Origin of the sequence: Paraburkholderia sp. EG287B (genome assembly GCF_040965595.1) — a bacterium.
Lineage (GTDB): Bacteria > Pseudomonadota > Gammaproteobacteria > Burkholderiales > Burkholderiaceae > Paraburkholderia.
Genome location: NZ_JBFRCG010000022.1, coordinates 121,404 through 144,722 on the forward strand (window position 1 = coordinate 121,404; position 23,319 = coordinate 144,722).

A 23,319-nucleotide genomic window follows, 5' to 3' on the forward strand; every position below is an offset into this window, starting at 1 on the left:
AGCGCCGGACGCAGCAGGCCGAGACTGACGTGCAGGGTGCTCGATGCCACTCTCAAGGGCACTCACTGCCTTATGCTCCAAGTGCAGCAGATGATCTCGTAGCACGGACCATCATCAAAGGTGATCATCAAATGTTGTAATGCATCGACAGTCACTTTGTCTTTCTTTCCAGTGCTTCGGACCTCGTTCAGCCACGTACTGTCGAGAGAGACGAGCCTTCCATAAGCTAGTTTGAACATGGCCGCTGTGCATGAGGTCAGAAACGTGCACTTGTACGATTCCACCCCGGAGAACTGAAGCACAATTTCCTTGGCGGCTCCGTCGTCCCCTTCGAGCGATAGGCTCAATGCGCACTCGCGGCGTTGAAGGACCACAAATTCTGGGCTATGCAGTAAAGCAGAGGCTGCTACCGGAAACTGCCAATGTTCTTTCATCGTTTCCCTCCGGCGCGAGCCGTTCGCGCTCTTATTCCTCGACGGTCGCGTGAGACGGTCGTTTCGTACGCATGCTTGATGCAACGGGCATGTCGACCCTGAAGAGACAATGAGCAATCCCGATAACGGACATTCTTCCAGCAGGCTGGCAGGAGCTCACAGCGCCCTAAATGACTGCGCCAGTCTCGGCGAAACGCTTCTTGAATTCTGGCAACTTTGCAATGATCTTGTCGAGATCGTCCGTGCGCTTGGGAAACAGCGTTTTGAAATAGTCGCTTCGATAACGCTCAACAAAATCAAAATCCCCGTACAGGATGTGAGCGATACAAACCACCACCCCCTTGAATTTTTCCATCTGATCGTAAGGCGAATTGACGTGGCGCGTGGTGTACTTCGCTGGCAATCCCTTCAAAAAGCTATCCTCGGTACCAAGTTCGTAGTGGTTGTCAATGAACGCAATTCCATCTTGCATCATCGAAATTAATGCGGAGCGCGCCCCAGAAATATCCAATGTCCTGCCTTGAACGATCTGGCTTGGCTGACCAACCGATAAATATTCCTTGCGATCCTGCACAATCCAAAATCCTAAGCGCAGTTCTTCTGGTGTGTGTTGGAGCAGATGTGAAACGCTCTGGAGACTAACAATCGAGGTAGACGCGCTGGCCCCAAAGACGTATTTGCACAACTTTTGCGCACGCTTGTTGTCGATGCACACGCTTGGTTGCACAGGAGTTGTTCCGCGCTCAAAGCCAAACCCTGGGTGTATAACTAAATCCGTGTGCTTCAAAGTCCTATTCTTGAACTGTCCGGACACAAAGCTCCATCCAGTAAACTGAGAAGAAACCTCGTCACAGATTTCGTAAAGTTGAGCTTTGAAAGATCTCATAGTCCTTGGGAATTCTGGCCAGCACAAGGGTTTCGAACGTACCTGGTTTCGAATGTCTCTTCGTTACAGGCTATCAGTGACGTCCTTCAGCAGCTCACCGTTGTGCCTTTCGCCTGAGACCGAGGGGTGGCTGCAAGGGTAGCCTGAATTCCCGAAGCTGAAAAGATTCATCTAACGTATGCATTTAGGGGAAATCCCGCAATTTCCTTAAGGCTGGCGGTTCGCTGCCGATACGAAGGTTAGCTGATTCAATTTGCTTCCTCCGGGCCAGTCGAACTTTGGCCGCCGATTTCTTCTCAACGCGAGGCGTCAACCGTGCAATCTCTCAAAAACCTGAAGGTGGTCACGCAGCTGATCCTGGGATTCTCGTTGGTCATCGTTTTGTTGGTGGGACTGGGCGCATTCAGCGTATTCGAAGTCAGCAGTGAAAACGATCACGTTGCCCAACTCCGCGATAATTGGTTGCCCAGCGTGCGCAGCAGCTTGCAGATGCAAGCGGGATTGCGTGCGATTAGCCTCGCCGAATACCGCGCGTCCGGTGCCCAGACGCAGTCCGCAAGCCAGGAAGCAGACGCCCGGATCGACGCCGGCCTTGCAGACTACCGGCGCGCATCGGCCGAGTACGAGAAGCTCATTACCGAGGCGGAAGAGAAGACGGCGTATGCCGATATCCAGACGCTCATGTCGAAGTATCTCGAAGTCGACCAGCAGATCCGTGCGTTCGGACGAGCGAACAACCAGGCAGAAGCGATGGCGCTGATGCAGGGACAATCGAGCACGCTTCGTGACGCGATGGAAAAGGATATCGGGACGATCGTGGCCGTCAACGAGGCTGGGGCGGCCAAGGAAGGCGAGGCAGCCGGTCAGGCCTATTCACACGCAATCGTGCTGGTGATCGCCCTGATCGTCTCGGCTACTGCGGTTGCGCTGGGCGTGGCGCTGATCATCGCCCGTGGCATTGCGAAACAGCTTGGCGGGGAGCCTCGCGATGCAGCTGCGCTGGCGAGCGACATCGCAGCGGGTAATCTGCGCGTCGCGTTGCAGCTGAAGTCCGGAGACCGTTCGAGCTTGATGTTCTCGCTAGGCGCCATGAAAGACCAGCTGACTCGTATCGTGCAGGGCATTAAGACTTCCAGCGAGTCGATCTCGGTGGCGGCGGGCGAAATCGCTCAGGGCAACACTGATTTGTCGCAGCGCACCGAAGAGCAGGCCGCTTCGCTCGAAGAAACTGCCTCGAGCATGGAAGAACTGACGAGCACGGTGCGTCAAAACGCCGATAACGCGAAGCAGGCAACCGTGTTGGCCAGTACGGCGTCGGGATACGCGCAGCGCGGAGGAGAAGTCGTCGGGCGCGTGGTCGACACGATGCACAGGATCACGGAAAGTTCGGCCAAGGTCGCCGAAATCATTAGCGTGATCGAAGGGATCGCGTTTCAGACCAACATCCTTGCCCTCAATGCCGCGGTCGAGGCAGCCCGAGCCGGTGAACAGGGACGCGGATTTGCCGTCGTCGCCGGCGAGGTCCGCACACTCGCCCAGCGCAGCGCGACGGCAGCCAAGGAAATCAAGGAACTGATCGGCGAGTCGGTCACTCGGGTCGACACCGGCTCGCAGCTCGTTGAGGAAGCAGGCAGTACGATCAGCGAAATCGTTCAGTCGGTCAAGCGCGTAAGTGACATCATGAGCGAGATTGCGGCGGCGTCCGAAGAACAGAGCACCGGCATCGAGCAAGTCAATCAGGCCGTCACGCAGATGGATGAAGTGACCCAGCAGAATGCCGCCCTGGTCGAGGAAGCCTCGGCCGCGGCACAGTCGATGGCCGAACAGGCGCAGGCGTTGCGTCAAGCCGTGGCCGTTTTCAAGGTTGGTGAGGACCGGTCAGTGGGCACATCCTTCGTCGCGACAGCGGGTCGGGAGCGGGACCTGGATGCGGCGAAGAGGCCGGTGACGCTGTCGCCAACGCGTCACGCACAGCGTCCCTCGAAACAATCCGCAGCCACGAGGTCGCGCGACGTGCCAGCAGAGCCTGACTGGCAGACGGTCTGATGAGCGGGAAGGCTCGAAGCACGGCCGGCCGTTCGCCGAGTTCGAGCCGCATGACCCGTGATTGACCGCAATGGCCGACAAGCTAAGGCCAGACGATAGCGAGCGAATGACGATTGGACTCTGAGAGCAGCCGTCGCACCTCCGACGACTTGACCGGTAGCAACGGGTCGGGTTATGCCGCTTGCATAAGATTCGTTACGAAGCTATTCGTCGCGTTTGGCGTGAGGCTCTGGTCGGCCACGAACGGTCGTTCGACATCAACCCTCAAGCGTTGACGATCGCGAGGTCGCCTTCGCGACCGCTGGTCGCGAACGTCTGCTCTGCCGCACTGGGCCTGTGGGAACCGGAGATCGTTGACGCCACCCGTAGAGAAAGCCGCGTCAGACCTTTTCTGTCGCCAACTTCAGGCCTAGTCCAACAAACAGAGCGCCCATCGCTTTGGTCAACCAGGAAGAAATACTCTGGTTCCGGCGAAGCGCATCTGTCATTCGCGCTGCGAGAAACACGTACGTGATACTCGTTCCAATTCCAACCATGTTGCCAGTCACGCCTAACGCGACGAGATGTTTCACCGGACTTGGGTCGTGCGCGCTGATGAACTGGGGAAGCAATGCGACGTAAAACAGCGCGACTTTCGGGTTCAAAACATCACTGAGAAAGCCTTGCCAAAAAATGAGCCGCAAGGCCTTCACCTTCGCGTCACCAACGGGAAAAGCAAAGCCGCCTTTGGAGCGCAATGCTCCGAGGCCGAGACATAGCAGGTATGCCGCGCCTATCCACTTCACCGCAGTGAACGCCGTCGCTGATGCTAGGACAAGCGCCGAGAGACCAGTAATCGCGGCGAGCAAGTGTATGTAAGCGCCGAGATTGATTCCAAAGGCAGCGCATAGCCCTGCCGCACGTCCCTGAGCAATTGTTCGCCCAAGCAAAAACAGCATATCAGGACCCGGGACTAGGCACAAAATGAAACTAGCTCCGACGAACAGGATGTATGTATGAAGGCTCATGGTTTCTCGGGTTCGATCTTGGATGTGCGGCGCTCAACTGCGATAGGCGTGTTGGGCACGAACGTCATCCTACCAGCGCGGTTGGCTGCGCATGTTGAACGACCGCTTGGGAGCAGGTGGAAGGTCCGTAACGGGTCGCCTTATGTCTTTATCGTAGGCTCTCTCGCTCACGATCTCGGGGATCAAACCGTGGTCCGGATTGCGGTCAATTCGAGACATTCGGAACGTACTGAGGAGGTTAGCCCTGATACGCGCCCGCCACACTGCCGCCATTCACCGTGCCTCGGGGGTATTCACGGCCAGTTCGAATCCTTCGTCCAGCCAGCCCGTGATGCCTCCGATCATGATCTTCACCGGACGACCCAACCGGGCGAGCCGAATGGCGCCACGCGTTGCGCCGTTGCAGTGCGGGCCTGCGCAGTACGTGACGAACAGCGTATCGAGTGGATAACCCCCAAGCTTCGATTCGACGATCTTGCCATGCGGCAGACTAACAGCGCCCGGTACGTGACCTTGAGCAAACAGGGCCGCACTGCGCACGTCAAGCAGCACGAAACCGGGTGTTCCGCTGGCGAGCGCGCTGGAGACATCCCAGCAGTCGGTTTCGAACTGCAGCGACGCGAGGAAGTGGGCATGCGCGACGGCGCTGTCAGCGGCAGGGATTGCAGTAACGGCGTTATTCATGGTGGCGGTGGACATGGATGAATGGCGGACAGGAGCAGTAAGAGCGCGGCCTGGCAATTTGCAGCAGAGGTGTCCATTCTGGCATCCGCATGCAACGTGCAGAAGCGGCCAGATTGCCAATCTACGGTAACATCACGCCATGGGCACTCATCTTGTCGTCGCGCTGGCCTACGACCAGCTCTGTACTTTCGAATTTGGTTGCGTGACAGAATTGTTCGCGCTGGAACGCCCGGAGCTTGGCGTCGACTGGTATCAATTTGCGGTTTGCGCGGGCGAGTCGGGGCCACTGCGCGCGGCAGGTGGCATCACCGTCACCGCCCCGCATACGCTTAAGCTTCTGGACCGAGCGGATACGATCGTGGTACCGGGTTGGCGTGATGCGGATGAAGTACCGCCCGAACCGCTGCTCAGGAAGATCCGCGCCGCTCATCAACGTGGTGCGCGCCTCTGCTCGATCTGTTCAGGTGTGTTTGTACTGGCCGCTGCCGGCGTGCTAGACGGGAAGACGGTGACGACCCACTGGCGCTACGCGGCTAAACTGCAGCAACGTTACCCACATGTGAGCGTCCAGGCGGACGCCTTGTACGTAGATGAGGGGCAGGTCATTACATCGGCAGGGTCGGCCGCCGGGCTGGACATGCTACTTCATATGGTGCGGCGAGACTATGGCAGTGCGATAGCAAACCGGGTCGCCCAGCGGCTCGTGGTACCTCCACATCGCGAGGGCGGTCAAGCCCAGTTCGTGCCTCGCCCCATGCCGCACGACGAAAGCGGGCGTCTTGCAAAGCTGATGGATTGGGTGCGCGAGCATCCGGGATTGCCGCATACGCTGCGCTCGCTGGCCGAGCGCGCTGCTATGAGTCCACGTACATTGCAAAGGCAGTTTCATGATGCCACCGGCCTCGCGCCCTATGAATGGGTGGTCCGCGAACGGGTGGCGGTCGCCCGCGAACTGCTCGAAACACCGTCGCCGTTGCCTCTCGCGAGGATCGCCGAACTTGTGGGTTTCGGCTCAGAAGAGTCGATGCGCCGGCATTTCCGTCGCATCGCGCTTACAAGTCCGGCGGCGTACCGGGAGAGGTTCAGCCATCAGATGCGGGGACAGGGAACACATGTGGACCAGTAACCCGTATTGAGGCATCAAAACGCGTCCGGGCCACTCTCCGGCATTCGTTGATAGCGGCAGTCGATCTGTCAGCGATTGGTTGGTTGCTTCGGTCAGATTCGGCCGGCCGCATCGGACAACAGTCGGCCAGAAGCGGTCTTCCTCGAACGTCGGCTTTTCAGAGCGTACATATGAAACTACGGCAAGAACTGACTCCCCCACCGCTCGATGAGCAACTTGTAGTTCGGCTCGCTGAGCTAGCGGATGCCATTGACGGCAACCCAAGTGAGGCACTGTGCGCCGAGTTCAATAGACTCGCAGGCACAGAACTTCCGGTGAGCCTTTTCCAGGGGGTATACGGAAGCGAAGACCACGCCAACTTTGTGCGGAGGGTGCTGCGCCAACAACGCATCAAGCGCGTGCCCGATGTCACCCGAGAAGAGCTTGTCGAAATTGTCCGGCGCGCGATGAAACCCGATCGGCTTGGGTTGCATGAGGCGTACATGGCTGTTTTTGATTGCAACGTACCGCGACCACATGCATCGAATCTCCTTTTCTACCCAGCCGACTACGACCACAGCAGCAACACATGGGGCGGTGGCAAACCCATGAGGGACTACGATCCGAGTCCCGAGCAAATCGTCGATTGGGCTCTCGATACGACCGCTTTTCAGCGGTGAATTGTCGGAGGCGACGGACGGCAATGGGTCGATTATGCCTGTTGCATGAGACGTGGGGCGGTGAGAGTGCGTGCCCGGTCGTGGGACGCAGTGCGGCCATAAACGGCCGTTCGACACCGCCGCCCTGATCGTGGACAATCCTGTTCGCCGCACTCGCCGATACCAGCCGATCTTTCTGCAACTCGCAGCGAAAACCTGACGGAGTCTTGTGTGGCATGCGCACAATGTAAGGACCTTTGCGTTCGGTATGCAATCAGACATCCTCGTGAGCTACGCAAAGCGATACAAATCGCCGCGGAGAACATCGCGGACGGAACGCTCGGTGAAGTAAATCCCGACACTCCTCGGCTCCCCGTTTCGTTTGCCGACCTCGCAGAGGGAGCCAAGTGGGGCGACCATGTCGAGTACCATTTTCGCTGCATGCATTGCAACGAATCTTTTTGGCTGCACGCGGAAACGTATCATGGTAGCGGTGGGTACTGGGAGCCGAAAGACCCAGCGTCGACACGCGAAAACATCATCAATTAGCCGCGAACGGCCATGACACGCCGACCGGACATTCCAACGCGAGAGACGCTCTGAGAACAGTCGTTCGGTCGATTTCTTAAGTTTCACGCTCGGTTGCCGTAGAACTGGTGTGATCGCTGTATGTCCAGGTGACGGCGGGCTGTCCAGCGTGCCCGGTGAGATGATGACCTATCGGGCGATAGTGGGTCCGCTCGCTAGGAAATACAAGCAGCGGCATGCTGACGACGAACTTTCCGTAATCAAATTCAAATCAAACAATGGTTGAAGAGACCCACAACGAAGTAATCGCACTCCACGCCGACTATGCGGCGCCAGCCGGTTTTTGGCGGAGAACCGCTGCGTTCGCAATCGACGGTATCGTTCTCGGTCTTATCGGAATGGCGGTGATTGCGGTCAGCTTCGAGTGGCTGGCTCGTATTGGCGAGTGGGCCAGGTTGATCGGATTCGCGCTCGGCTCGCTGTATTTCATATCCATGGAAGGCACGAGCGGTCGGTGTCAGTCACTCGGCAAACACCTGCTGAAAATTAAGGTGACGAGCATTACGCCGGATGGCCTGGTGCCGCTCACTCCGATTCAGGCATGGCTGCGATATTCGATCATCGCGGTGCCGGTTGTTCTCGGCGGCATGGGTTTCGTGGACACGCCCGCGATGCGACAAGGAACGTCGTTGCTGGCGATTGCCAATTCAACGGTGGTCTTTCTATGGGAAATGGTACTTGTTTATCTGCTGGTCTTTAACAAGCCAAGCCGCCGGTCGTTGCACGACATGGCGTTCTCCACAGCCGTAGTGCGTGTTGATGCACACGCCAGTCCGAATGCGCCGGTGCGGCGCACTCACTGGATTGCGATGGGTGTTATCGGTTCGCTGGTTGTGGTGGGCAGCGCCGTTTTGCGGCACCGGTTTGATGAGGCACTTTCCGGCTTGCAGGAAATTCAGCGGGCGGTCGCAGACGTTCCGGGTGTGCGGCAAAGCTCTGTGTCGGACATGCATCGGGTGGGAGCCACCTCGTCATCCACCACCCAGACGATTATCACTGCGGCTGTGACCACACCGGCGTTGCAAACGGAGGCAGAGGCCATTGAGATAGTCCGTGCCGCGTTTGCCGTGGCGCCTGCGCTAGCCAATCAGGACGCCGTTACGGTGGTCATGGTCCGTAGTACAGAGCTGGGTATTGCCAGGTGGCGGTGGCAAACCGTACAGAACTGGCCGGGTCACGAATGGGCGGCCCGGATAAAGCTGCATCCTCGCCCCTGAGCGGGACGCTTTCGCCATTCGCGCAGACCCCACGGCTCACTGGAGAAAGTCTCCTCGGGCCGGCGCCTCATATGCAAAACGCGACCAATTATTGCCCCCCCAACGTAATGGGACACTTGGTCGTGGAACTGCCGCACCGCGAGGATGTGATCTGTGGCTGCTCTAGTTGGTATGCAGCCCGCGAGCCATCAATCTAGTGAGTGTCGGCATCGGGTCGACCTATGCCTTTTGCATGACGGTGCGTGCGCGAGACAATCGCCCGCACTCCACGTGAGACTCTCCGGCCATGAACGGACGGTCGACGCGACGGGCTGGATCGTCGACAATGTGTGCGGGCACAAGAATTCGAGGAAACCATGCGTTTGTGGGCTAGGGCCAACTCACGGGAGTGGCCAAACATAGAATCGGTTCTGATCCTCGGGCTGACCGATGGTGTCCTACTCATCCGTTACTTCTCTTTTTCAACTCGCGATGTTGAAGGGGATCACTGGTATTCAAATTTGGACGAGGCCAAGCGAGATGCTGAGCAAGGGTATGGTGTCGAGCCGACTGCATGGCAGGCCATACCCGACGAGAAAGATGAACTTTACCAACTGAGCGTGATGCCGATCGCCGGATACTCCTACGATACGGATAATGCTGAATGGGTCGCATCTAAATTCACCGATTATTCTCTGAAATCGGGGCACTAACTAAGTTAGGCGGCGATCGGCCGGAATTGGACACTCGACGGGAATCCCGAACTCGTAAACAATCTGGCGATGGACCATGAGACGAGGTTAAATTCAAATCACGGCCAAATCCTGTCTACACACACGGACCCGATCCGCCAAAAAGAATGACCTGGACGCCTCTACCTCAAGGCGAGAGCAATGCGCCAACGTGGCTCAAGACGAGCCTTACCTTGCTCTATCGCTTCCTATGCGGACTTTTGGTACTAGGCGCGCTTGTACCCATCGCGGCGCATGTATTTGACATCCCGATTCCGCTCAATACGAATCGGATGGTTCCTCTATTTCTCCTTGCTGCCGGCTCGCTCTCGATCACAGACACATGGCGCACTTGGCTCTTGCGCCTGCCTGTCAAGACTCGATTCTCCCCACCGGTGCCATATGGGTACCCAGGATGGCGCAGCATTCTCCAATCTCAGTTTGCTGGGGGATGTGTCCTGTTTATATTCGGTGGGTTGTTCTCCCAGCTTTGAGTCGATGTCGCCGAGTCTAATGGCCGCTTTGTAGAAAAGATCGTCGTCTCTTATGGGTCGCTTTATGCTCTTTGCATGAGAGGCCGCACCCGCGGCGAGCGCCACGCTTGGTCGTCGGGCGCTAGCCGGCCATGAGCGGCCATCGCACGTGCATCAAGCGATGACCGTTGTAGGCTGGATGCAGTCGGTCGATTCTTGGCTTCGAATGTCCGCTGCGTTCAATAAGAGACTTTGAACTGTGGCGAGAACCGCGACTGGTTCCGAGGCTGCCCCAGCTATCCGTGGCTTCACGCTTCGGTTAACGTTACAAAAACTATATGCAAAGGGGAGGGTGCGAAATGCACATCGAATTCGCCGAGATCGCGAATTTCAGGAAGCTCTTGTCGGCCCGCGTGGATTTGTCGCTCAAGACGACGCTGTTCGTCGGTGCGAACAACAGCGGCAAAACGTCAGCTATGTTGGCCCTACGGCGCTTCCTAACGCCTCGTCGCTGTCCGTTCGACATCCACGACTTCACGTTGTGCCACTTGCCGGCGCTCGTGGACATCGGCGAAGCGTGGCTTCAGGCGAACCTGGAGGGTGTCGTGGCTGACCTCACCCTGGACCCCTGGGTGCAAGCGCTGCCGGCCTTGGATCTGTGGCTGCAGGTCAAGGAGGACGAAGTCCACCGGGTCCGAGATTTGGTCCCGCTCATGGACTGGACCGGCGGGCGGCTAGGAGTGCGACTGCGCTACGAGCCCAAAGACCTCAAGGCACTCTTCAAGGAGTTCATCACCGCGGTCACCGAAGCCAATGCCATGCGTGCAGCAGCTGCGGCTGCCGCAGCTGCCAAGGCTGCCGGCGCGGCGCCCTCACCCAAGTTGACGGTCTGGCCCGAAACCTTGGTCGACTTCCTCACCAAGCGGCTGACCTCGATGTTCATGATCCGGGCCTATCCGCTGGATCCAGCGCTACTTGCCAACCCGGAAAAGCTTCGGGCCTTGCCGCAGTCGCTTCCGGCATCGGCATTACCGATCGAGGGCGATCCTCTCAGTGGCCTGATCAAGGTGCATGACATCCCTGCGCAACGCGGCTTTGGCGAGATCCCGAATGGGGGCGAAGATGAAGGCGAGCTTCAAACCTCGGCGGGCGGTACGCGGCTCTCTGAACAACTCAGAAGCTATTACGCCAAGCATCTGGATCCAGCAAAGGGGCCGGATCCCACGGACCTAGAGGCTCTGCAAGCCATGGAGGCAGCTGAGGATGCATTTGACCTGAAGCTGATGGAAAGCTTCAATGAATGCTTTACCGAGGTCGCGGGCCTAGGCTATCCGGGCGTCAGCGACCCGCGTCCGCGCGTATCGACACGCTTGCGTGCGATCGATGGATTGAACCATAGCGCGGCGGTCAATTTCGAGGTCGACGTGGTTTCGGATGCGGGCGCGGTTACGCCCATCCTGCTGCTGCCGGAGGGCAGCAACGGGCTGGGTTACCAGAACCTCATTTCGATGATCTTCCGGCTGATGAGCTTTCGCGACGCCTGGATGCGCGTCGGCAAAGCGTCCAAGAGTTCCGGGGCTGCGAGCATTGAACCACTTCACCTGGTTCTCGTGGAGGAGCCTGAGGCTCACTTGCATGCGCAGGTGCAGCAAGTCTTTATCAAGAAGGCGTACGAGGTGCTGCGTAGGCACCCAGAGCTGGGGGAAAGCGACGCACTGCGTACGCAACTGATCGTCAGCACGCATTCGAGTCACGTTGCGCATGAGACGCCCTTCGCGAGCCTGCGGTATTTCCGGAGACTGCCGGCTGGCATGGTGGCCAAGGTGCCGGTGTCGACGGTGGTCAACCTGTCGCAGGTCTTCGGGGAGGGCACGGAGACCGAGCGCTTCGTCACCCGGTATTTGCGTGCACAGCACGCCGACCTGTTCTTCGCCGACGCAGCGATCCTCGTCGAGGGACCGGCTGAGCGTATGCTCATCCCCAACTTCATTCGGGCCCACTACAAGGTGCTGCACCAGAGCTACGTCACCTTGCTGGAGATTGGCGGTAGCCACGCCCATCGTCTGCGTCCGCTGATTGATCATCTGGGCTTGCTTACGCTAATCGTTACCGACCTGGACAGCCTGACAGCGACGGGGGGCTCATCAGTTCAACCCGCTTTGGGCGCAGGTCAGAAAACCAACAACGCCACCCTAAAGACCTGGGTGCCAGCCCTGGACGACATCGACGCCCTTATCGGCGCGACGCCGGCGGCTAAGACGATCACGGATGCCGGCGACACGCTGTTCGCAGTGCGCGCGGCGTACCAAACACCCGTTGAGGTCACGATGCCGGGCTCCACCGCCAAAGAGACCGCCTACCCCTACACCTTTGAGGACGCTCTCGTGTTTGAGAACGTGGCCTTCTTCGCTGCGTTTGCCGGCCCGGGATTGAACGCCAAGTTCCGAGCTGCAATTGCCAAGGGTGGCGGTGCAACCGCGGTTGGTGCCAGCATGTACACCGCGCTCAAAGACGGCAAGAAGGCCGAATTCGCTCTCGACGTCTTGATGGCGGACGACTTCAACAAACTGAAGGTGCCGCAGTACATCGCCGAGGGTCTGGAGTGGCTGCTGGAACAGATGAAGAAGAAGCAGGTGGAAATCTTGACGACGGCGCCGGCCACGGCCGTTTCAGTCCCCACCGCCGCGAGTCCGGGGTCGGGAGCGAAGCCATGACGGCCGCCGACGATCAATTCGATGCCGAGGCCGACGCAACGATCATCGCGTGTCTTGACCTGGGCAAACCCAGAAGCTTTTTCCTGTATGCAGGTGCTGGATCAGGGAAGACGCGATCATTGGTCAGCGCCGTCAGAAAGACGATCGATGGCGAGCACGGCCGGCAACTTACCCTGACCGGCAAGAAGGTTGGCGTCATCACCTACACCAACGCCGCTTGCGACGCAATCAAGCAACGCCTTGAATTCGATCCTCGCGTCGAGGTCATGACAATTCATGCCTTCTCATGGTCGCTGATCGAGGGCTTCAACGCCGACATCCGTCAGTGGGTCGCCAAGAACCTTGAAGAGGAGATTGCAGAACTCGAGGAGCTGCACAAGAAGGGTCGCCCGAACACGAAAGCGGGCGTTGAACGGCTTCGATCCATGGAGAGCAAACGTCGCCGCCTGGCGCGTCTGGATTCCATCGTTAAGTTCATCTACAGCCCGACCGGCGACAACCGAACACGCGACTCTCTGAACCACTCGGAGGTCATCGCCATGACGGCGGCTTTCCTGACCAGCAAACCTGGACTGCGGCGGATGTTGGTCAGCAGGTGTCCGGTCTTGCTCATTGATGAGAGCCAGGACACGAACAAGGCGCTCATGGACGCCTTCCTGCATCTCGAGGAAGAGTTCCATGGCCGGTTCAGCCTGGGACTTTTCGGGGACATGATGCAGCGCATCTACTCGGACGGAAAAGAGCGGTTGGACAAGGCCATCCCGGCCAGGTGGGCCATGCCTCGCAAGCGGATGAACCACCGGTGCCCGTCCCGCGTCGTTGAGGTTATCAACAGCATCCGCCACGATGTCGATGGCGAGGAACAAGTCCCCCGCAGCGACGCTGAAAAGGGTGTGGTCCGGGTCTTCATCGCGCCTCAAGCGGGCGCCGACCCCTTCGCCATTGAAGCGGCAGTACGCCAGCGTATGGCGACGATTGCTGGTGACCCGGCCTGGCAAAACTCTGACACGGTGAAGACGCTCGCCCTTGAGCATCTGATGTCTGCCAGGCGATTCGGTTTCGCGGAATTCTTCGAGCCGCTTTGGGCGATCGACAACCTCAGGACGAGCCTGCTTCAAGGCGCCGGAGCAGGTCTTGGATTCTTCATCAGGGACGTGTTGCCGCTGGTCAAGGCGCTTCGTGCCAACGACCGCTTCGGTGCTACTGCGATCATCAAGGCGTCGTCGCCCCTTCTGGATCGTGCAGCGCTTCAGGAGGCTGGATCGAATCAGGTCGCGCAGCTCGGCAAGGCTAAGGCGGCGTGCGACGGGCTTCTGGCGCTGATCACGGAACAGCCTGAGATCAATGCTCAGGCTGTGCTCGAGTTTGTTGCGCAGACGGGTCTGTTTTCCATCCCGGACACGCTGGCACCCTTTGTTTCCGGTGACGCCAAGGTTGAAGCGGCCGCGGACAACGCAGGGCAGGGCGATCAGGTGGAGCGCACCGAGGACGGAGAAGCCGAAGACACCAGTCCTGAGCTGAGCGCATGGAGCAAAGCGCTTGAGGCACCACTGAGCCAGATCGAGCGCTACGACTTGTATGCGCGAGGACAGTCGCAATTCGGGACGCATCAGGGCGTCAAGGGGCTTGAGTTCCCACGCGTACTGGTCGTGATCAATGACGACGAGGCGCGAGGTTTTCTTTTTGCCTACGACAAATTCTTCGGTACCAAGGGGAAATCAAAAGCGGACCTTGAAAACGAAGCCGCCGGCCGAGAGACCGGTTCGGACCGCACCCGCCGCTTGTTTTACGTGACCTGCAGCCGGGCCGAGAAGAGCTTGGCCATCGTCTACTACTCGCCGGATCCAGCACTGGCTCGCAGTGCCATCCTACAGTACGGATGGTTCGAACAAGACGAGGTCGAACTGATCAACTGAATCGACGCAGCCTATCCCATGGCTACTGATCTGCAAGTCGCTCGCACAAATTTGGCACTCGCTCGGCGAAAGGCAGCAATGCGTTTGACAGCAGCCGTTGCCGGCCAGTTTCAGTCACTCGACATTGATACCGAAATCGTCAACAATTTTCCCTGCAGGCTCTGAATAAAGGTGAGAATTTTCTGGAGTCCTCTGCTTCGGACTAGTCCGATTGTATGCCTCGTCGGGAAAATATATCGTTTAACGACTATGCCCTGGATGCGCCGTCCCGTCGTACTGTCTGCCCCCCGCCGCGCGTGGAGGCCCATGCTCGGAACCCTGGCGGTCGGCTTGGGTCCGCTGATCCTCCTGTTGGTCTTGGCGCTGCTCACACGCAACGCCTACGGCGCGCCATACCGGATCGTGCGCGTCCTGCAGATCACTGGCGGCCTCGCAGGTGGTGTCGCCGCCGTTCCCCTATTGCGCGATATGCCGTGGCGCAGAGGGGACGGCCCCCTGAGCCGCCTGCTAGGGAGCATCGCGTTCGGCGCGATTTCGGGTTGGTTGATTGCTGGCCTGTCATTCGACCTGCTGGCGCGCCAGACAGCCACACAGGTCCGCATCGCGCTGGTACCCTACGCGGTGACCAGCGGCTGGAAAAATTGTGGTTACGGTGTAGCCTTCTACGACAATGCCTTGCAAGCCCGGCTTACGGTATGCGGCCCGCACTGGCACCTGCCTCAGCAGCCGGGTACCGGCACGCTGCGTGTGACCGAGACCACGGGCCGGTGGGGGGTCGTCCTTAATCAGGTGAGCGTGGAGGCGCACCCGTGAGCCCCTTCTTTGCGCGGCCGAGAGGCCTACCCATGATCATCATCGATCGGCGTTGTACTGTTCCGTGGCGCGAGAAATTCCACCTGTGCGGCGGGGGGCGGCCAGGAAGCGTCGTTCGGAAATGTCGCCCAAATTGATGACAATCCTACGTAGCCGAGGGTCAGGCAAAGTCTGCAAAAGTCATCAGGCTCCAATGATGACGTGAGAAACTGCGTGGATGAAACAGATCAGTCTAGGGAAGTTCTCCGCGATTGCGTTGCGCATTGGCAGCAGATCGAACGGGCTACGGTCCGGGTTATCGAGCGACTAGACTGCCCCGAAGAACCTCAGGATGCGTTGGTCGCACTCGAATCAGGGCCCGGTAGCGAAAACGACAGCAACTGCACGGTATCCTCGATCAGGCTATCGCGGTCAGCCTGTCCGTCTTTCATCAACCGCACGAGTCGATGATCGAGCAGCAGCATCGACAGGCCATGCACGAACGACCAGACGAACACCGCGATCGCGCGCTGGCTCACCCCCTTGAGGTGGATGGCGGCGATTTCCCGCTCGAGAACATACAGCGCGCAGTCGTTCGGTGCCGACGGCGTATTACCGTATTGATCGGCCGGGAGCGGCGGGCCGAACATGACGCGAAAGCGCTCGGGCCGATCGAGCGCGAAATCGACATACACACGCGCGACACAGCGCAAGCGCTCGGCGGGGCCGCCCTCGATCAGCGCCAGCGCCGTTTCGAGGCGCTCGGCCAGTTCATCCACTCCTTTCTTGGCAATCGCGGCCAGCAGACCGTGCATATTGCCGAAATGATGCGCGGGCGCGGCTTTGGAAACGCCAGCTCGCCGCGCGCATTCGGCCAGCGTAAAGCCGGGGGCGCCTTTTTCCTCGAGCAGCGCTTCGCCCGTGCTGATCAGGGCCGAGCGCAAATCGCCGTGGTGATATGCCGCTTTCGGCGATGTGGAAGAAGATGAATTAGAAAGCATCTTGACGCGGTTAAGATCGACGGATAAGATGCAATCTTACCGTCGTTCAGATCGATTGGCTAGATCCGCGCTGTCTGCCTGCGCGTCATGAGCTTTGCGAGTCTGAACGGTTTTTCCGGATCGACCACGTCCTTTCTACCGAACGAGATTTTCAAATGCTGAATTCAACAGTAAGTACTACAAATCAAATAGCGAGCCCACCGCCGAGCGATAACTGGAAAACACAGACGCAGGAGCAGAAAATCCCGACCGCGTTCGGCCGTGTCAACGTCCGTATTGGCGGTAAGCAGGACGGCCGCACGATGGTGTTCTGGCCCAGCCTGATGCTGGACGCCTCGATGTGGAGCTATCAGTTCGATCACTTCGCTGCCGGCTATCACATTGTGCTGATCGATCCGCCGGGGATCGGCGGATCGGATGCGTTGCGCCGCCCGATTTCCGTCGAGGATTCCGTGGCGTGTCTGAAGGAGATTCTGGACGCGCTCGAAGTGGAAAATTGCATCGTCGTCGGCAATTCCTGGGGATCGCTAGTCGCGGGTGTTGCGGCTGCGGATTTGCGCGAGAGGGTGCTGGCAGCGGTCATCACCAATGGCACGGCTTCGGCGTCTACGCCGGAAATTATCGAGCAGATGAGCGGTATGGCCGCTGCGCTGGAACAATGCGAGACGGCGCCCGACTGGCTGCTGCCGGCCGTGCAGCAAGGTTTCGGCAGGAATGCGGTAGAAGCGCACCATCCCGAGTTTCTGGCCTATCTCGGTCAGGTTATGCGCGAAGATCCCGTGTCGATCGCGTTCGCCATCAAGGGCATCCTCCTCGCACGCCAGGATCTGCACGAGACGATGCGGCGCATTCACGATGTGCCGGTCCTCGTGATCGCAGGCAGCGAGGATCGTGTCTTCGATATCGCTCAGACGCAGAGCCTGGTCGATGCGATCGCCGGCAGCGAATTCGTGCTGCTACCCGAGACCGGCCATCTTGCCGCGCGCGAGAACCCAACGGCGGTCAATGCAGCGATCTACGCTTTCCTGGCCGCGCGGCTGAGCCGGTGAGCGGACAGATCCAGAGAAAGCGATGAAAGTGCAGACAGTAACGAGCTTGCCCGAAACCATGATCGCCATCGACCCGGAGCAGGCCGGCGGCCCCGAAGTGCTGAAACCCGTAAGCCGGTCCGTACCGAAGCCGGGGGCCGGCGAGTATCTGATCCGCGTCGCCGCAGCCGGCGTCAATCGCCCCGACGTGATTCAGCGGCTCGGCCTCTACCCGCCGCCCGTCGGCGCGCCGAGCATTCTGGGGCTGGAACTGTCCGGTACGATTGTCGCGGCGGGCCAGGGCGTGGATGCTGCTCGCGTGGGGCAAGCCGTCTGTGCCTTGGTTGCGGGCGGCGCTTATGCCGAATATTGTTGCGCTCCCGCGAGTCAATGTCTGCCTGTGCCAGCCGCGCTGTCCATGATCGAAGCAGCGGCCTTGCCGGAGACGCTGTTTACCGTCTGGAGCAATCTGTTCGATGGCGCGCACGTGGACGCGGGCGATACCGTGTTGGTGCATGGCGGCACGTCCGGCATCGGGACCATGGCGATTGCGCTTGGCCGCCTGTTCGGCTTGACCGTCATCGTCACCTGTGGCTCGGACCGGAAATGCGCGCGTGCGCTAGAGATCGGAGCTGCGCATGCGATCAACTACCGGACGCACGATTTCGTCGAGGAAGTGCGGCGCATCACGGAGGGGCGGGGCGTCGCCGCAGTGCTGGATATGGTCGCGGGCAGTTATGTCTCGCGTAATCTCCAGTGCCTGGCCGAAGACGGGCGGCATATCACGATCGCGGCGCAGGCCGGCAGACAGTCAGAGATCGATATGGTGCCGATAATGGTCCGTCGTCTTGTGCTCACGGGTTCGACGCTGCGCTCGCGTCCGCCGGCGTTCAAGGCGCGGATGGCAGAGGCCTTGCTGCATACCGTGTGGCCGGATGTCGTTGCAGGGCGGCTGAAGCCGATCATCGATGCCACTTTCCCGATCGCCGAAGCCGCGCAGGCCCACGCCCGAATGGACGCGGGCGAGCACGTGGGCAAAATTGCTCTGATATTGGACCCGAGTGCAATTGACTGAGCCGCATACGCGTGTGTTGAATTACCGGATTGCTCCGATTTTGGACGGACTTATGCCACCGAACCCAACCGATGCCGCATCGTCGCAGGTTCGCCAGAGCAAACAGCGTGTGCGATTTCACCGTGTTCTTCTTCAGTCCGCGATAACGCACTTTCTTGGAATCGGTAAAACATCGAAATTTGCGATGTACCGGGGGAAAGCGTCGTGCGCGGTTTGCCAAAAGGGAACTATGGCGATGTATCGCGCCGCGAGATGCTGCATGGGACGCAGGCCCCATACGAAGCCTGCTTGAATGGCCGCTATCGAGGACGGTGAGGGACCGCTCCGGGTCGGTTATGCCAGTTGCATGACATGCGGGCCGGGGGCGAGCGGCGCGCCCAGTCGTGGGACGCAGTGCGGGCCAGCAGCGGCCGCTCGACAACAGTATCTGGATTGCCGACAATTCATCGTAGCGGAACATGTGTCATTGAAATGGAGGGCGGAGTGGCAGCAAGTGATTTCGATGCAAGGTCTAAAAGGTTGACGCACATCGGGCGGCACATAGACGCTATGGCCATGAATCTACCCAAGACGATTCACTTCATCGAGACCGGCACCGGTGACTCTCGGGCGTGTATGACGTCGCTCAGCTCTCATGCAACTGCCAAAGCAATGGTCGCGTGGTTTGTCCATCAGGACCTGATTGCGATGAAACAATGGTTTTATTTAGGCGGTAACCTGACTAGGGCGGTCTATCGAATGGTCAACGACACGTTTTCACCCGGTGGGAAAATGCTGGCGCTCCTCCCACCTTTGTTGTCCGATAACGATGTGCTGGTGAATTGGTTTGTCGATCGCAAATCGGCCTATGATCTCCGCCGAGTTGAGAATCACAAGACTCACGACTTCTGGGCTTATCAGGCGATCATTGCAATTCAGGGTGACTGGCAGCGGTTGAAGAGTCGGTGTGTGCGTGTTCTTGCAGATCCGCCAACAGCAAGTGGTGAGAAGAAGTATCTTCTTGATCACCAATTCTATCTTGCGCTCGCAGAGGGAGATACTCCTGCCATGGAGGATGCTATTCGGCAGATTATTACGCCAAGGGCGCGCTTAGCTCGTGCGAAAGATGAAAGCGGATTTACTGAGGATCTGATTTCAACTCCCGCGGTGATTTACGCAAAGATTGCATGGCGACACGGATATCACGTCATGATCGACTCGCCTTTTCTGCCACAACAATGGCTGCCGATTGCGCCCTTGGATTCCTACCGAAATCACTACGATTTCTTGGCGTAGCCGACGGTGAACGTTCTGTGACTGAGCTCATCACTCCAGCGCTGGTATCCCCATCCCAGTCGCCCCCCACATACCGGCCCCATGTAACGGTCGCTCTTTAGAACGCCGAAGGTCGGAGCAGGGTCGTGTGCGCAGCCGAGACGTTATTGAGTTGGGCCGTGAGGCGCTGGTCGGCCATGACCGGGCACTGGCACTCAGTGCTGGAATCGTCGACAATCCGACGACGGAGCACCACTAGAAATTCCTTCGATACGTGCGGAGAGTGCGAATGGAAGATGGGTTGATAGCAATCGACGTCGCGTGGAAGCACGATTTCGACGCGGAGCCAGTCCGTCTCGTGTCCGTCCTCGACCGGAATCGCTATGAGATTTGTAAACTTGAATTCTTTCGCGACGGGCGAGTTGGATTTGCAGACGAAAAGCGATCGGCGTTGGGGACACAACTCGGATTGCTGCCGGTGCCCTCATTGACCGAGATAAACGCCGACCCGCAGTTCGAAGCACGGGAAACGACGATAAAAGCGTTTGAAGTGCTGTGGTCTCGCCTTGTGACGTGACTGATCATCCCAGCTGAGTGCGGCCACAACCGGCCGTTGGACTATCACCGGTGAATTGGCGACAATCCGACGATGGAGTACCCTTGGGAACCGCTTAGACGCACAACAGCATTCGGAAAAGCGCGATGACGAAAGTGTTCGTAGACACGACCGAAATTACAGACTGGCATTCGTTCCATCGAGTCTTCTCGCAGATCTTTGGTTTTCCCGCGTTTTATGGCAACAATATGGACGCGTTGATTGACTGTTTGAGTCACCTCGATGAGCCCGAGGCTGCGATGACGAGCTTGCATGTCAGGCCGGGAGAAACGTTGGCGATACAGCTTGGCGCTGTCATCAGTTTCAGGAGGCGCTGTCCAGACCTATTCGAGGCTTTGCAAGACGCGTGCGCTTTCGTGAACTGGCGTCGTACGCGCGAGGATGGAGCCGCTTTGGTCGCACTGTCGTACTACGACTGAATCAAAGGACAGGTAGGCGCACTGCGGCCAAGAGCTGTCAGCCGACAGCGTGGTCTAGATCGTTAGCAATCGGGTCTTAAGTCAATCGGTATTGACCTGCGCCGCCAATTGGCGCTAGCATCGTCGGCATGCTTAGTCTTGCCAATTTCCTCCCTTCTCTGATCTGTGCATGTTGTCAGGACGTGCCAGGGGGAATTTGCGTCTAGGGAAATCGCTAAACCTTTGAAGCAATAGCCTTCTGGCCGCCTGTGATTCAAAACAGGTGGCCTTTTTGTTTTGGGACGACATCTTCGGGACGGAGAAACTCGATGCCGCTTGCGCTTTATGACACCTGGTCGCGTACCGTGCGCACGTTCACGCCAATCGATGCTGGCCGGGTCGGCATGTATTGCTGCGGCCCAACCGTCTACGACGATGCACATATTGGAAATCTGAGAACCTACGTGTTCGAGGACGTCCTTAGGCGCGTATTGATGCGCAACGGCTACGACGTTCAGCATGTCGTTAATATCACTGACGTTGGTCATCTGACTTCGGATGCTGACGAAGGCGAAGACAAGATGGAAAAGGGCAGTCGGCGGACGGGCGAATCGGCGTGGGCCATGGCGCGGCGCTACACCGATGCGTTCGTCAGGGACTGGCGAGCGCTCCGCCTGCTTGAGCCGACGGTATGGTGCCGCGCGACCGACCACATTTCCGAACAGATCGTATTCGTTGACAGACTCGTACGAGCCGGCTACGTGTATCGGACAGAGGACGGCCTTTACTTTGACTCCAGTCAGCAGGACGACTATGGCTATCTCGCGAGGCTAAACCGTACGGGACTGCACGCGGGCAAGCGGGTTGCGCTGGGCGAAAAGAAGAACATCACAGACTTCGCGTTGTGGAAGTTCAGCCCGACCGGTGTCAAGCGACAAATGGAATGGGACAGCCCTTGGGGGCGCGGCTTTCCAGGCTGGCATATCGAGTGCTCGGCGATGTCCGCGAAGTATCTAGGGACGTTGTTTGATATCCATTGCGGTGGAGAGGACCATGTCGCCGTGCACCACAGCAACGAGATAGCGCAGACCCAGGCGGCTCACGGTACACGTCTTGCCAATTTCTGGATGCATGGCCATTTCTTGACACTCGATGCCGACACGAAGATGTCAAAGTCGAGCGGCGATTTCGTTCGTCTACAGACTTTGCAACGCCGGAACGTCGATCCGATTGCGTACCGCTACCTGTGCCTTACGGCCCATTACCGAAGCAAGCTGCGATTCACGTGGGCGTCTCTCGAAGCTGCGCAGACAGCCCTGAATCGGCTTCGACACTTCTATTCCGGGTTGCCGGGCGGAGGCCGTATTGATCCCAATTTCGAAGCACGATTCGACGCCGAAGTGAACGAGGACCTGAATGCGCCTAGGGCGCTTGCCGTGCTTTGGGATCTGGTCAAAAGTGACCTGCCGCCCTCCACCTTGAGAGCGACCTTGGACAGCTTCGATGTCGTGCTTGGCCTCGGTTTGCGTGATTGGAATCCGGTTGCGCCCGAAGTCCCGGCAGACGCCCGAGTGCTACTCGGCGAGCGTGAGCGTGCGAGAGCGGAGAGTGACTGGGCAAAGGCCGACCAGATACGGGAAACACTGCGAGCGCTGGGGTGGAGAGTCGAGGACACCAATGAAGGTCAACGCCTGTTCAGAATCGCCCTACCTTCGACGATTGCGCTACCTTGCGCAGAGAACTGATCGATCATCTGTTGATGACGCGCCGAGACTCGATCTATCGTCGGCTGTAAGAGATCGGTAGAGTCGAGATGTGGCGCGGTGGCCGTAGGTGCGGTTTGTCTGTTGGCGTAAAGGCCGATGACGTTACTGGATCGATCCACCAGATAGGCACACCCGTTCGTTACCCACGCTCTTCGGGAGACACGTTTGGAACACGAAAAACTGATTGTGGCCCTGCGCGAGGCCTGCGCGCCGATGGCGATTTTTGTCACCGGAGCCGGTGTTCCTGCTCCGTGGGGAGTGGCGGTCGGCTTAGCCGATGCATCCATCAACAGGCCACTGACTGTCGACACGCCTCTGCGCATTGCAAGCAATACGAAGATGTTTGTCGCAGCGACCATCCTAAGGCTCTGGGAGCAAGGGAAGATCGACCTCGACTCGTCGATTGCACCTGTCATGACACCAGCTCTGAACGCTCTGTTGGAGTCAGCGGGCTATCGGACTGAACTGATAACGGTGCGTCAGCTTATGAATCATAGCGCCGGAATCTACGATCATGGCGATGATCCACGCTTCATTCAGGCGGTGCTTGCCGATCCGTCCCACAATTGGACGCGCGAGGAACAGGTCCGCTTGTCCATTCAATATTCTGGGCCTCAGAGCGAACCCGGTTCTAAGTTCCAATACTCTGACACCGGCTACATCCTGTTGGGCGATATCGTTGAGCGAGTGACCGGTCGAACTCTTGCGGCGGCGGTTCGACGAGAGCTGCGCTTCGACGAACTGGGATTGGAATCGACGTGGTGGGAACTTTTCGAGCGGCCGCCGTCGCACATCAAGTCTCGTGCGCGTCAGTTCTTTGACGGTAAGCGATCCACTATCGACGTCTACCCAACAGCACTCTGAGCGAGGAGCATAGGTGTCCACCTATTTGTGAGGTGGACACCTATGGCTGACAAAGACTCAGAGCTGAGAGTAGTTCGGCAAAGCAG

The 23,319-nt window shown here is 58.6% G+C and carries 21 protein-coding genes; 16 read left to right on the top strand and 5 right to left on the bottom strand.

Going from position 1 to position 23,319, the window contains the following annotated elements:
- Window positions 1-62: 62 nt before the first annotated feature.
- Window positions 63-434: a hypothetical protein gene (locus AB4Y40_RS34065; protein WP_368691580.1), complete on the bottom strand. Its 372-nt coding sequence runs from the start codon at window positions 432-434 to the stop codon at window positions 63-65.
- Between the two features lie 166 nt (window positions 435-600).
- Entirely contained in the window at window positions 601-1,221 is a 621-nt protein-coding gene (locus tag AB4Y40_RS34070) for a hypothetical protein (protein ID WP_368691581.1), read from the bottom strand.
- A 414-nt stretch (window positions 1,222-1,635) separates the two neighbouring features.
- Here AB4Y40_RS34070 and AB4Y40_RS34075 point away from each other — a divergent pair, with 414 nt between their 5' ends.
- Entirely contained in the window at window positions 1,636-3,366 is a 1,731-nt protein-coding gene (locus AB4Y40_RS34075; protein WP_368691582.1) for a methyl-accepting chemotaxis protein, read from the top strand.
- A 380-nt stretch (window positions 3,367-3,746) separates the two neighbouring features.
- On the opposite strand, the gene AB4Y40_RS34080 is transcribed toward AB4Y40_RS34075, so the two are convergent.
- Both AB4Y40_RS34080 and AB4Y40_RS34085 read right to left on the bottom strand, forming a co-directional pair.
- The gene (locus tag AB4Y40_RS34080; RefSeq protein WP_368691583.1) at window positions 3,747-4,373 is read right to left on the bottom strand and encodes a LysE family translocator; all 627 of its coding nucleotides are present in this window, start codon (window positions 4,371-4,373) and stop codon (window positions 3,747-3,749) included.
- 273 nt (window positions 4,374-4,646) lie between these two features.
- Window positions 4,647-5,072, bottom strand: coding sequence for a rhodanese-like domain-containing protein (locus AB4Y40_RS34085; protein WP_368691584.1), 426 nt, complete (start codon window positions 5,070-5,072; stop codon window positions 4,647-4,649).
- Between the two features lie 124 nt (window positions 5,073-5,196).
- On the opposite strand from AB4Y40_RS34085, the gene ftrA reads away from it, so the two are divergent.
- From ftrA to AB4Y40_RS34120, 7 genes are all read left to right on the top strand, one after another.
- Window positions 5,197-6,183: a transcriptional regulator FtrA gene (gene ftrA / locus AB4Y40_RS34090; protein ID WP_368691585.1), complete on the top strand. Its 987-nt coding sequence runs from the start codon at window positions 5,197-5,199 to the stop codon at window positions 6,181-6,183.
- Window positions 6,184-6,353: 170 nt separating this feature from the next.
- A complete protein-coding gene (locus AB4Y40_RS34095) occupies window positions 6,354-6,842 on the top strand; it encodes a hypothetical protein (RefSeq protein ID WP_368691586.1) in 489 nt (162 codons plus the stop codon).
- A 785-nt stretch (window positions 6,843-7,627) separates the two neighbouring features.
- Complete coding sequence (locus tag AB4Y40_RS34100) at window positions 7,628-8,626, top strand: RDD family protein (protein WP_368691587.1); 999 nt, start codon at window positions 7,628-7,630, stop codon at window positions 8,624-8,626.
- A gap of 329 nt (window positions 8,627-8,955) precedes the next feature.
- Entirely contained in the window at window positions 8,956-9,318 is a 363-nt protein-coding gene (locus AB4Y40_RS34105) for a hypothetical protein (protein ID WP_368691588.1), read from the top strand.
- A gap of 850 nt (window positions 9,319-10,168) precedes the next feature.
- Window positions 10,169-12,523 carry an AAA family ATPase gene (locus AB4Y40_RS34110; RefSeq protein WP_368691589.1) on the top strand — a complete coding sequence of 785 codons (2,355 nt, stop codon included), beginning with the start codon at window positions 10,169-10,171 and terminating at the stop codon, window positions 12,521-12,523.
- Window positions 12,520-14,439 carry a UvrD-helicase domain-containing protein gene (locus tag AB4Y40_RS34115; protein WP_368691590.1) on the top strand — a complete coding sequence of 640 codons (1,920 nt, stop codon included), beginning with the start codon at window positions 12,520-12,522 and terminating at the stop codon, window positions 14,437-14,439. Before AB4Y40_RS34110 ends, AB4Y40_RS34115 begins: the two co-directional genes overlap by 4 nt.
- Window positions 14,440-14,745: 306 nt before the next feature.
- On the top strand, window positions 14,746-15,252 hold the full coding sequence (locus AB4Y40_RS34120; RefSeq protein ID WP_342950147.1) for a hypothetical protein: 507 nt from the start codon (window positions 14,746-14,748) through the stop codon (window positions 15,250-15,252).
- Between the two features lie 326 nt (window positions 15,253-15,578).
- Here AB4Y40_RS34120 and AB4Y40_RS34125 read toward each other — a convergent pair whose 3' ends face one another.
- A complete protein-coding gene (locus AB4Y40_RS34125) occupies window positions 15,579-16,232 on the bottom strand; it encodes a TetR/AcrR family transcriptional regulator (RefSeq protein ID WP_368691591.1) in 654 nt (217 codons plus the stop codon).
- Window positions 16,233-16,387: 155 nt separating this feature from the next.
- Between AB4Y40_RS34125 and AB4Y40_RS34130 the strand changes: the two genes are divergently transcribed.
- The 8 genes from AB4Y40_RS34130 to AB4Y40_RS34165 all read left to right on the top strand — a co-directional run bounded on the left by AB4Y40_RS34130 (window position 16,388) and on the right by AB4Y40_RS34165 (window position 23,233).
- Window positions 16,388-17,281 (top strand): alpha/beta fold hydrolase, encoded by an 894-nt coding sequence (locus tag AB4Y40_RS34130; RefSeq protein WP_368691592.1) that lies wholly within the window; start codon window positions 16,388-16,390, stop codon window positions 17,279-17,281.
- Window positions 17,282-17,339: 58 nt separating this feature from the next.
- Window positions 17,340-18,335 carry an NAD(P)H-quinone oxidoreductase gene (locus AB4Y40_RS34135; RefSeq protein WP_069269264.1) on the top strand — a complete coding sequence of 332 codons (996 nt, stop codon included), beginning with the start codon at window positions 17,340-17,342 and terminating at the stop codon, window positions 18,333-18,335.
- 555 nt (window positions 18,336-18,890) lie between these two features.
- Window positions 18,891-19,610: an Imm49 family immunity protein gene (locus AB4Y40_RS34140; RefSeq protein ID WP_368691193.1), complete on the top strand. Its 720-nt coding sequence runs from the start codon at window positions 18,891-18,893 to the stop codon at window positions 19,608-19,610.
- Window positions 19,611-19,878: 268 nt separating this feature from the next.
- The gene (locus AB4Y40_RS34145) at window positions 19,879-20,166 is read left to right on the top strand and encodes a hypothetical protein (protein ID WP_074987096.1); all 288 of its coding nucleotides are present in this window, start codon (window positions 19,879-19,881) and stop codon (window positions 20,164-20,166) included.
- A 125-nt stretch (window positions 20,167-20,291) separates the two neighbouring features.
- Window positions 20,292-20,624, top strand: coding sequence for a barstar family protein (locus AB4Y40_RS34150; protein WP_368691593.1), 333 nt, complete (start codon window positions 20,292-20,294; stop codon window positions 20,622-20,624).
- Window positions 20,625-20,932: 308 nt separating this feature from the next.
- The gene (cysS, locus tag AB4Y40_RS34155) at window positions 20,933-22,348 is read left to right on the top strand and encodes a cysteine--tRNA ligase (RefSeq protein ID WP_368691594.1); all 1,416 of its coding nucleotides are present in this window, start codon (window positions 20,933-20,935) and stop codon (window positions 22,346-22,348) included.
- A complete protein-coding gene (locus AB4Y40_RS34160; protein ID WP_368691602.1) occupies window positions 22,333-22,398 on the top strand; it encodes a hypothetical protein in 66 nt (21 codons plus the stop codon). Before cysS ends, AB4Y40_RS34160 begins: the two co-directional genes overlap by 16 nt.
- Before the next feature lie 136 nt (window positions 22,399-22,534).
- Window positions 22,535-23,233: a serine hydrolase domain-containing protein gene (locus tag AB4Y40_RS34165; RefSeq protein WP_368691595.1), complete on the top strand. Its 699-nt coding sequence runs from the start codon at window positions 22,535-22,537 to the stop codon at window positions 23,231-23,233.
- The last annotated feature ends 86 nt before the right edge of the window (window positions 23,234-23,319 follow it).

Excerpts from the sequence above, each read along its gene's own strand:
- AB4Y40_RS34065 (WP_368691580.1), bottom strand. The coding sequence starts at position 434 with ATGAAAGAACATTGGCAGTTTCCGGTAGCAGCCTCTGCTTTACTGCAT.
- AB4Y40_RS34080 (WP_368691583.1), bottom strand. The coding sequence starts at position 4,373 with ATGAGCCTTCATACATACATCCTGTTCGTCGGAGCTAGTTTCATTTTG.
- AB4Y40_RS34085 (WP_368691584.1), bottom strand. The coding sequence starts at position 5,072 with ATGTCCACCGCCACCATGAATAACGCCGTTACTGCAATCCCTGCCGCT.
- ftrA (WP_368691585.1), top strand. The coding sequence starts at position 5,197 with ATGGGCACTCATCTTGTCGTCGCGCTGGCCTACGACCAGCTCTGTACT.
- AB4Y40_RS34095 (WP_368691586.1), top strand. The coding sequence starts at position 6,354 with ATGAAACTACGGCAAGAACTGACTCCCCCACCGCTCGATGAGCAACTT.
- AB4Y40_RS34100 (WP_368691587.1), top strand. The coding sequence starts at position 7,628 with ATGGTTGAAGAGACCCACAACGAAGTAATCGCACTCCACGCCGACTAT.
- AB4Y40_RS34110 (WP_368691589.1), top strand. The coding sequence starts at position 10,169 with ATGCACATCGAATTCGCCGAGATCGCGAATTTCAGGAAGCTCTTGTCG.
- AB4Y40_RS34115 (WP_368691590.1), top strand. The coding sequence starts at position 12,520 with ATGACGGCCGCCGACGATCAATTCGATGCCGAGGCCGACGCAACGATC.
- AB4Y40_RS34120 (WP_342950147.1), top strand. The coding sequence starts at position 14,746 with ATGCTCGGAACCCTGGCGGTCGGCTTGGGTCCGCTGATCCTCCTGTTG.
- AB4Y40_RS34125 (WP_368691591.1), bottom strand. The coding sequence starts at position 16,232 with ATGCTTTCTAATTCATCTTCTTCCACATCGCCGAAAGCGGCATATCAC.
- AB4Y40_RS34130 (WP_368691592.1), top strand. The coding sequence starts at position 16,388 with ATGCTGAATTCAACAGTAAGTACTACAAATCAAATAGCGAGCCCACCG.
- AB4Y40_RS34135 (WP_069269264.1), top strand. The coding sequence starts at position 17,340 with ATGATCGCCATCGACCCGGAGCAGGCCGGCGGCCCCGAAGTGCTGAAA.
- AB4Y40_RS34140 (WP_368691193.1), top strand. The coding sequence starts at position 18,891 with ATGAATCTACCCAAGACGATTCACTTCATCGAGACCGGCACCGGTGAC.
- AB4Y40_RS34145 (WP_074987096.1), top strand. The coding sequence starts at position 19,879 with ATGGAAGATGGGTTGATAGCAATCGACGTCGCGTGGAAGCACGATTTC.
- AB4Y40_RS34150 (WP_368691593.1), top strand. The coding sequence starts at position 20,292 with ATGACGAAAGTGTTCGTAGACACGACCGAAATTACAGACTGGCATTCG.
- cysS (WP_368691594.1), top strand. The coding sequence starts at position 20,933 with ATGCCGCTTGCGCTTTATGACACCTGGTCGCGTACCGTGCGCACGTTC.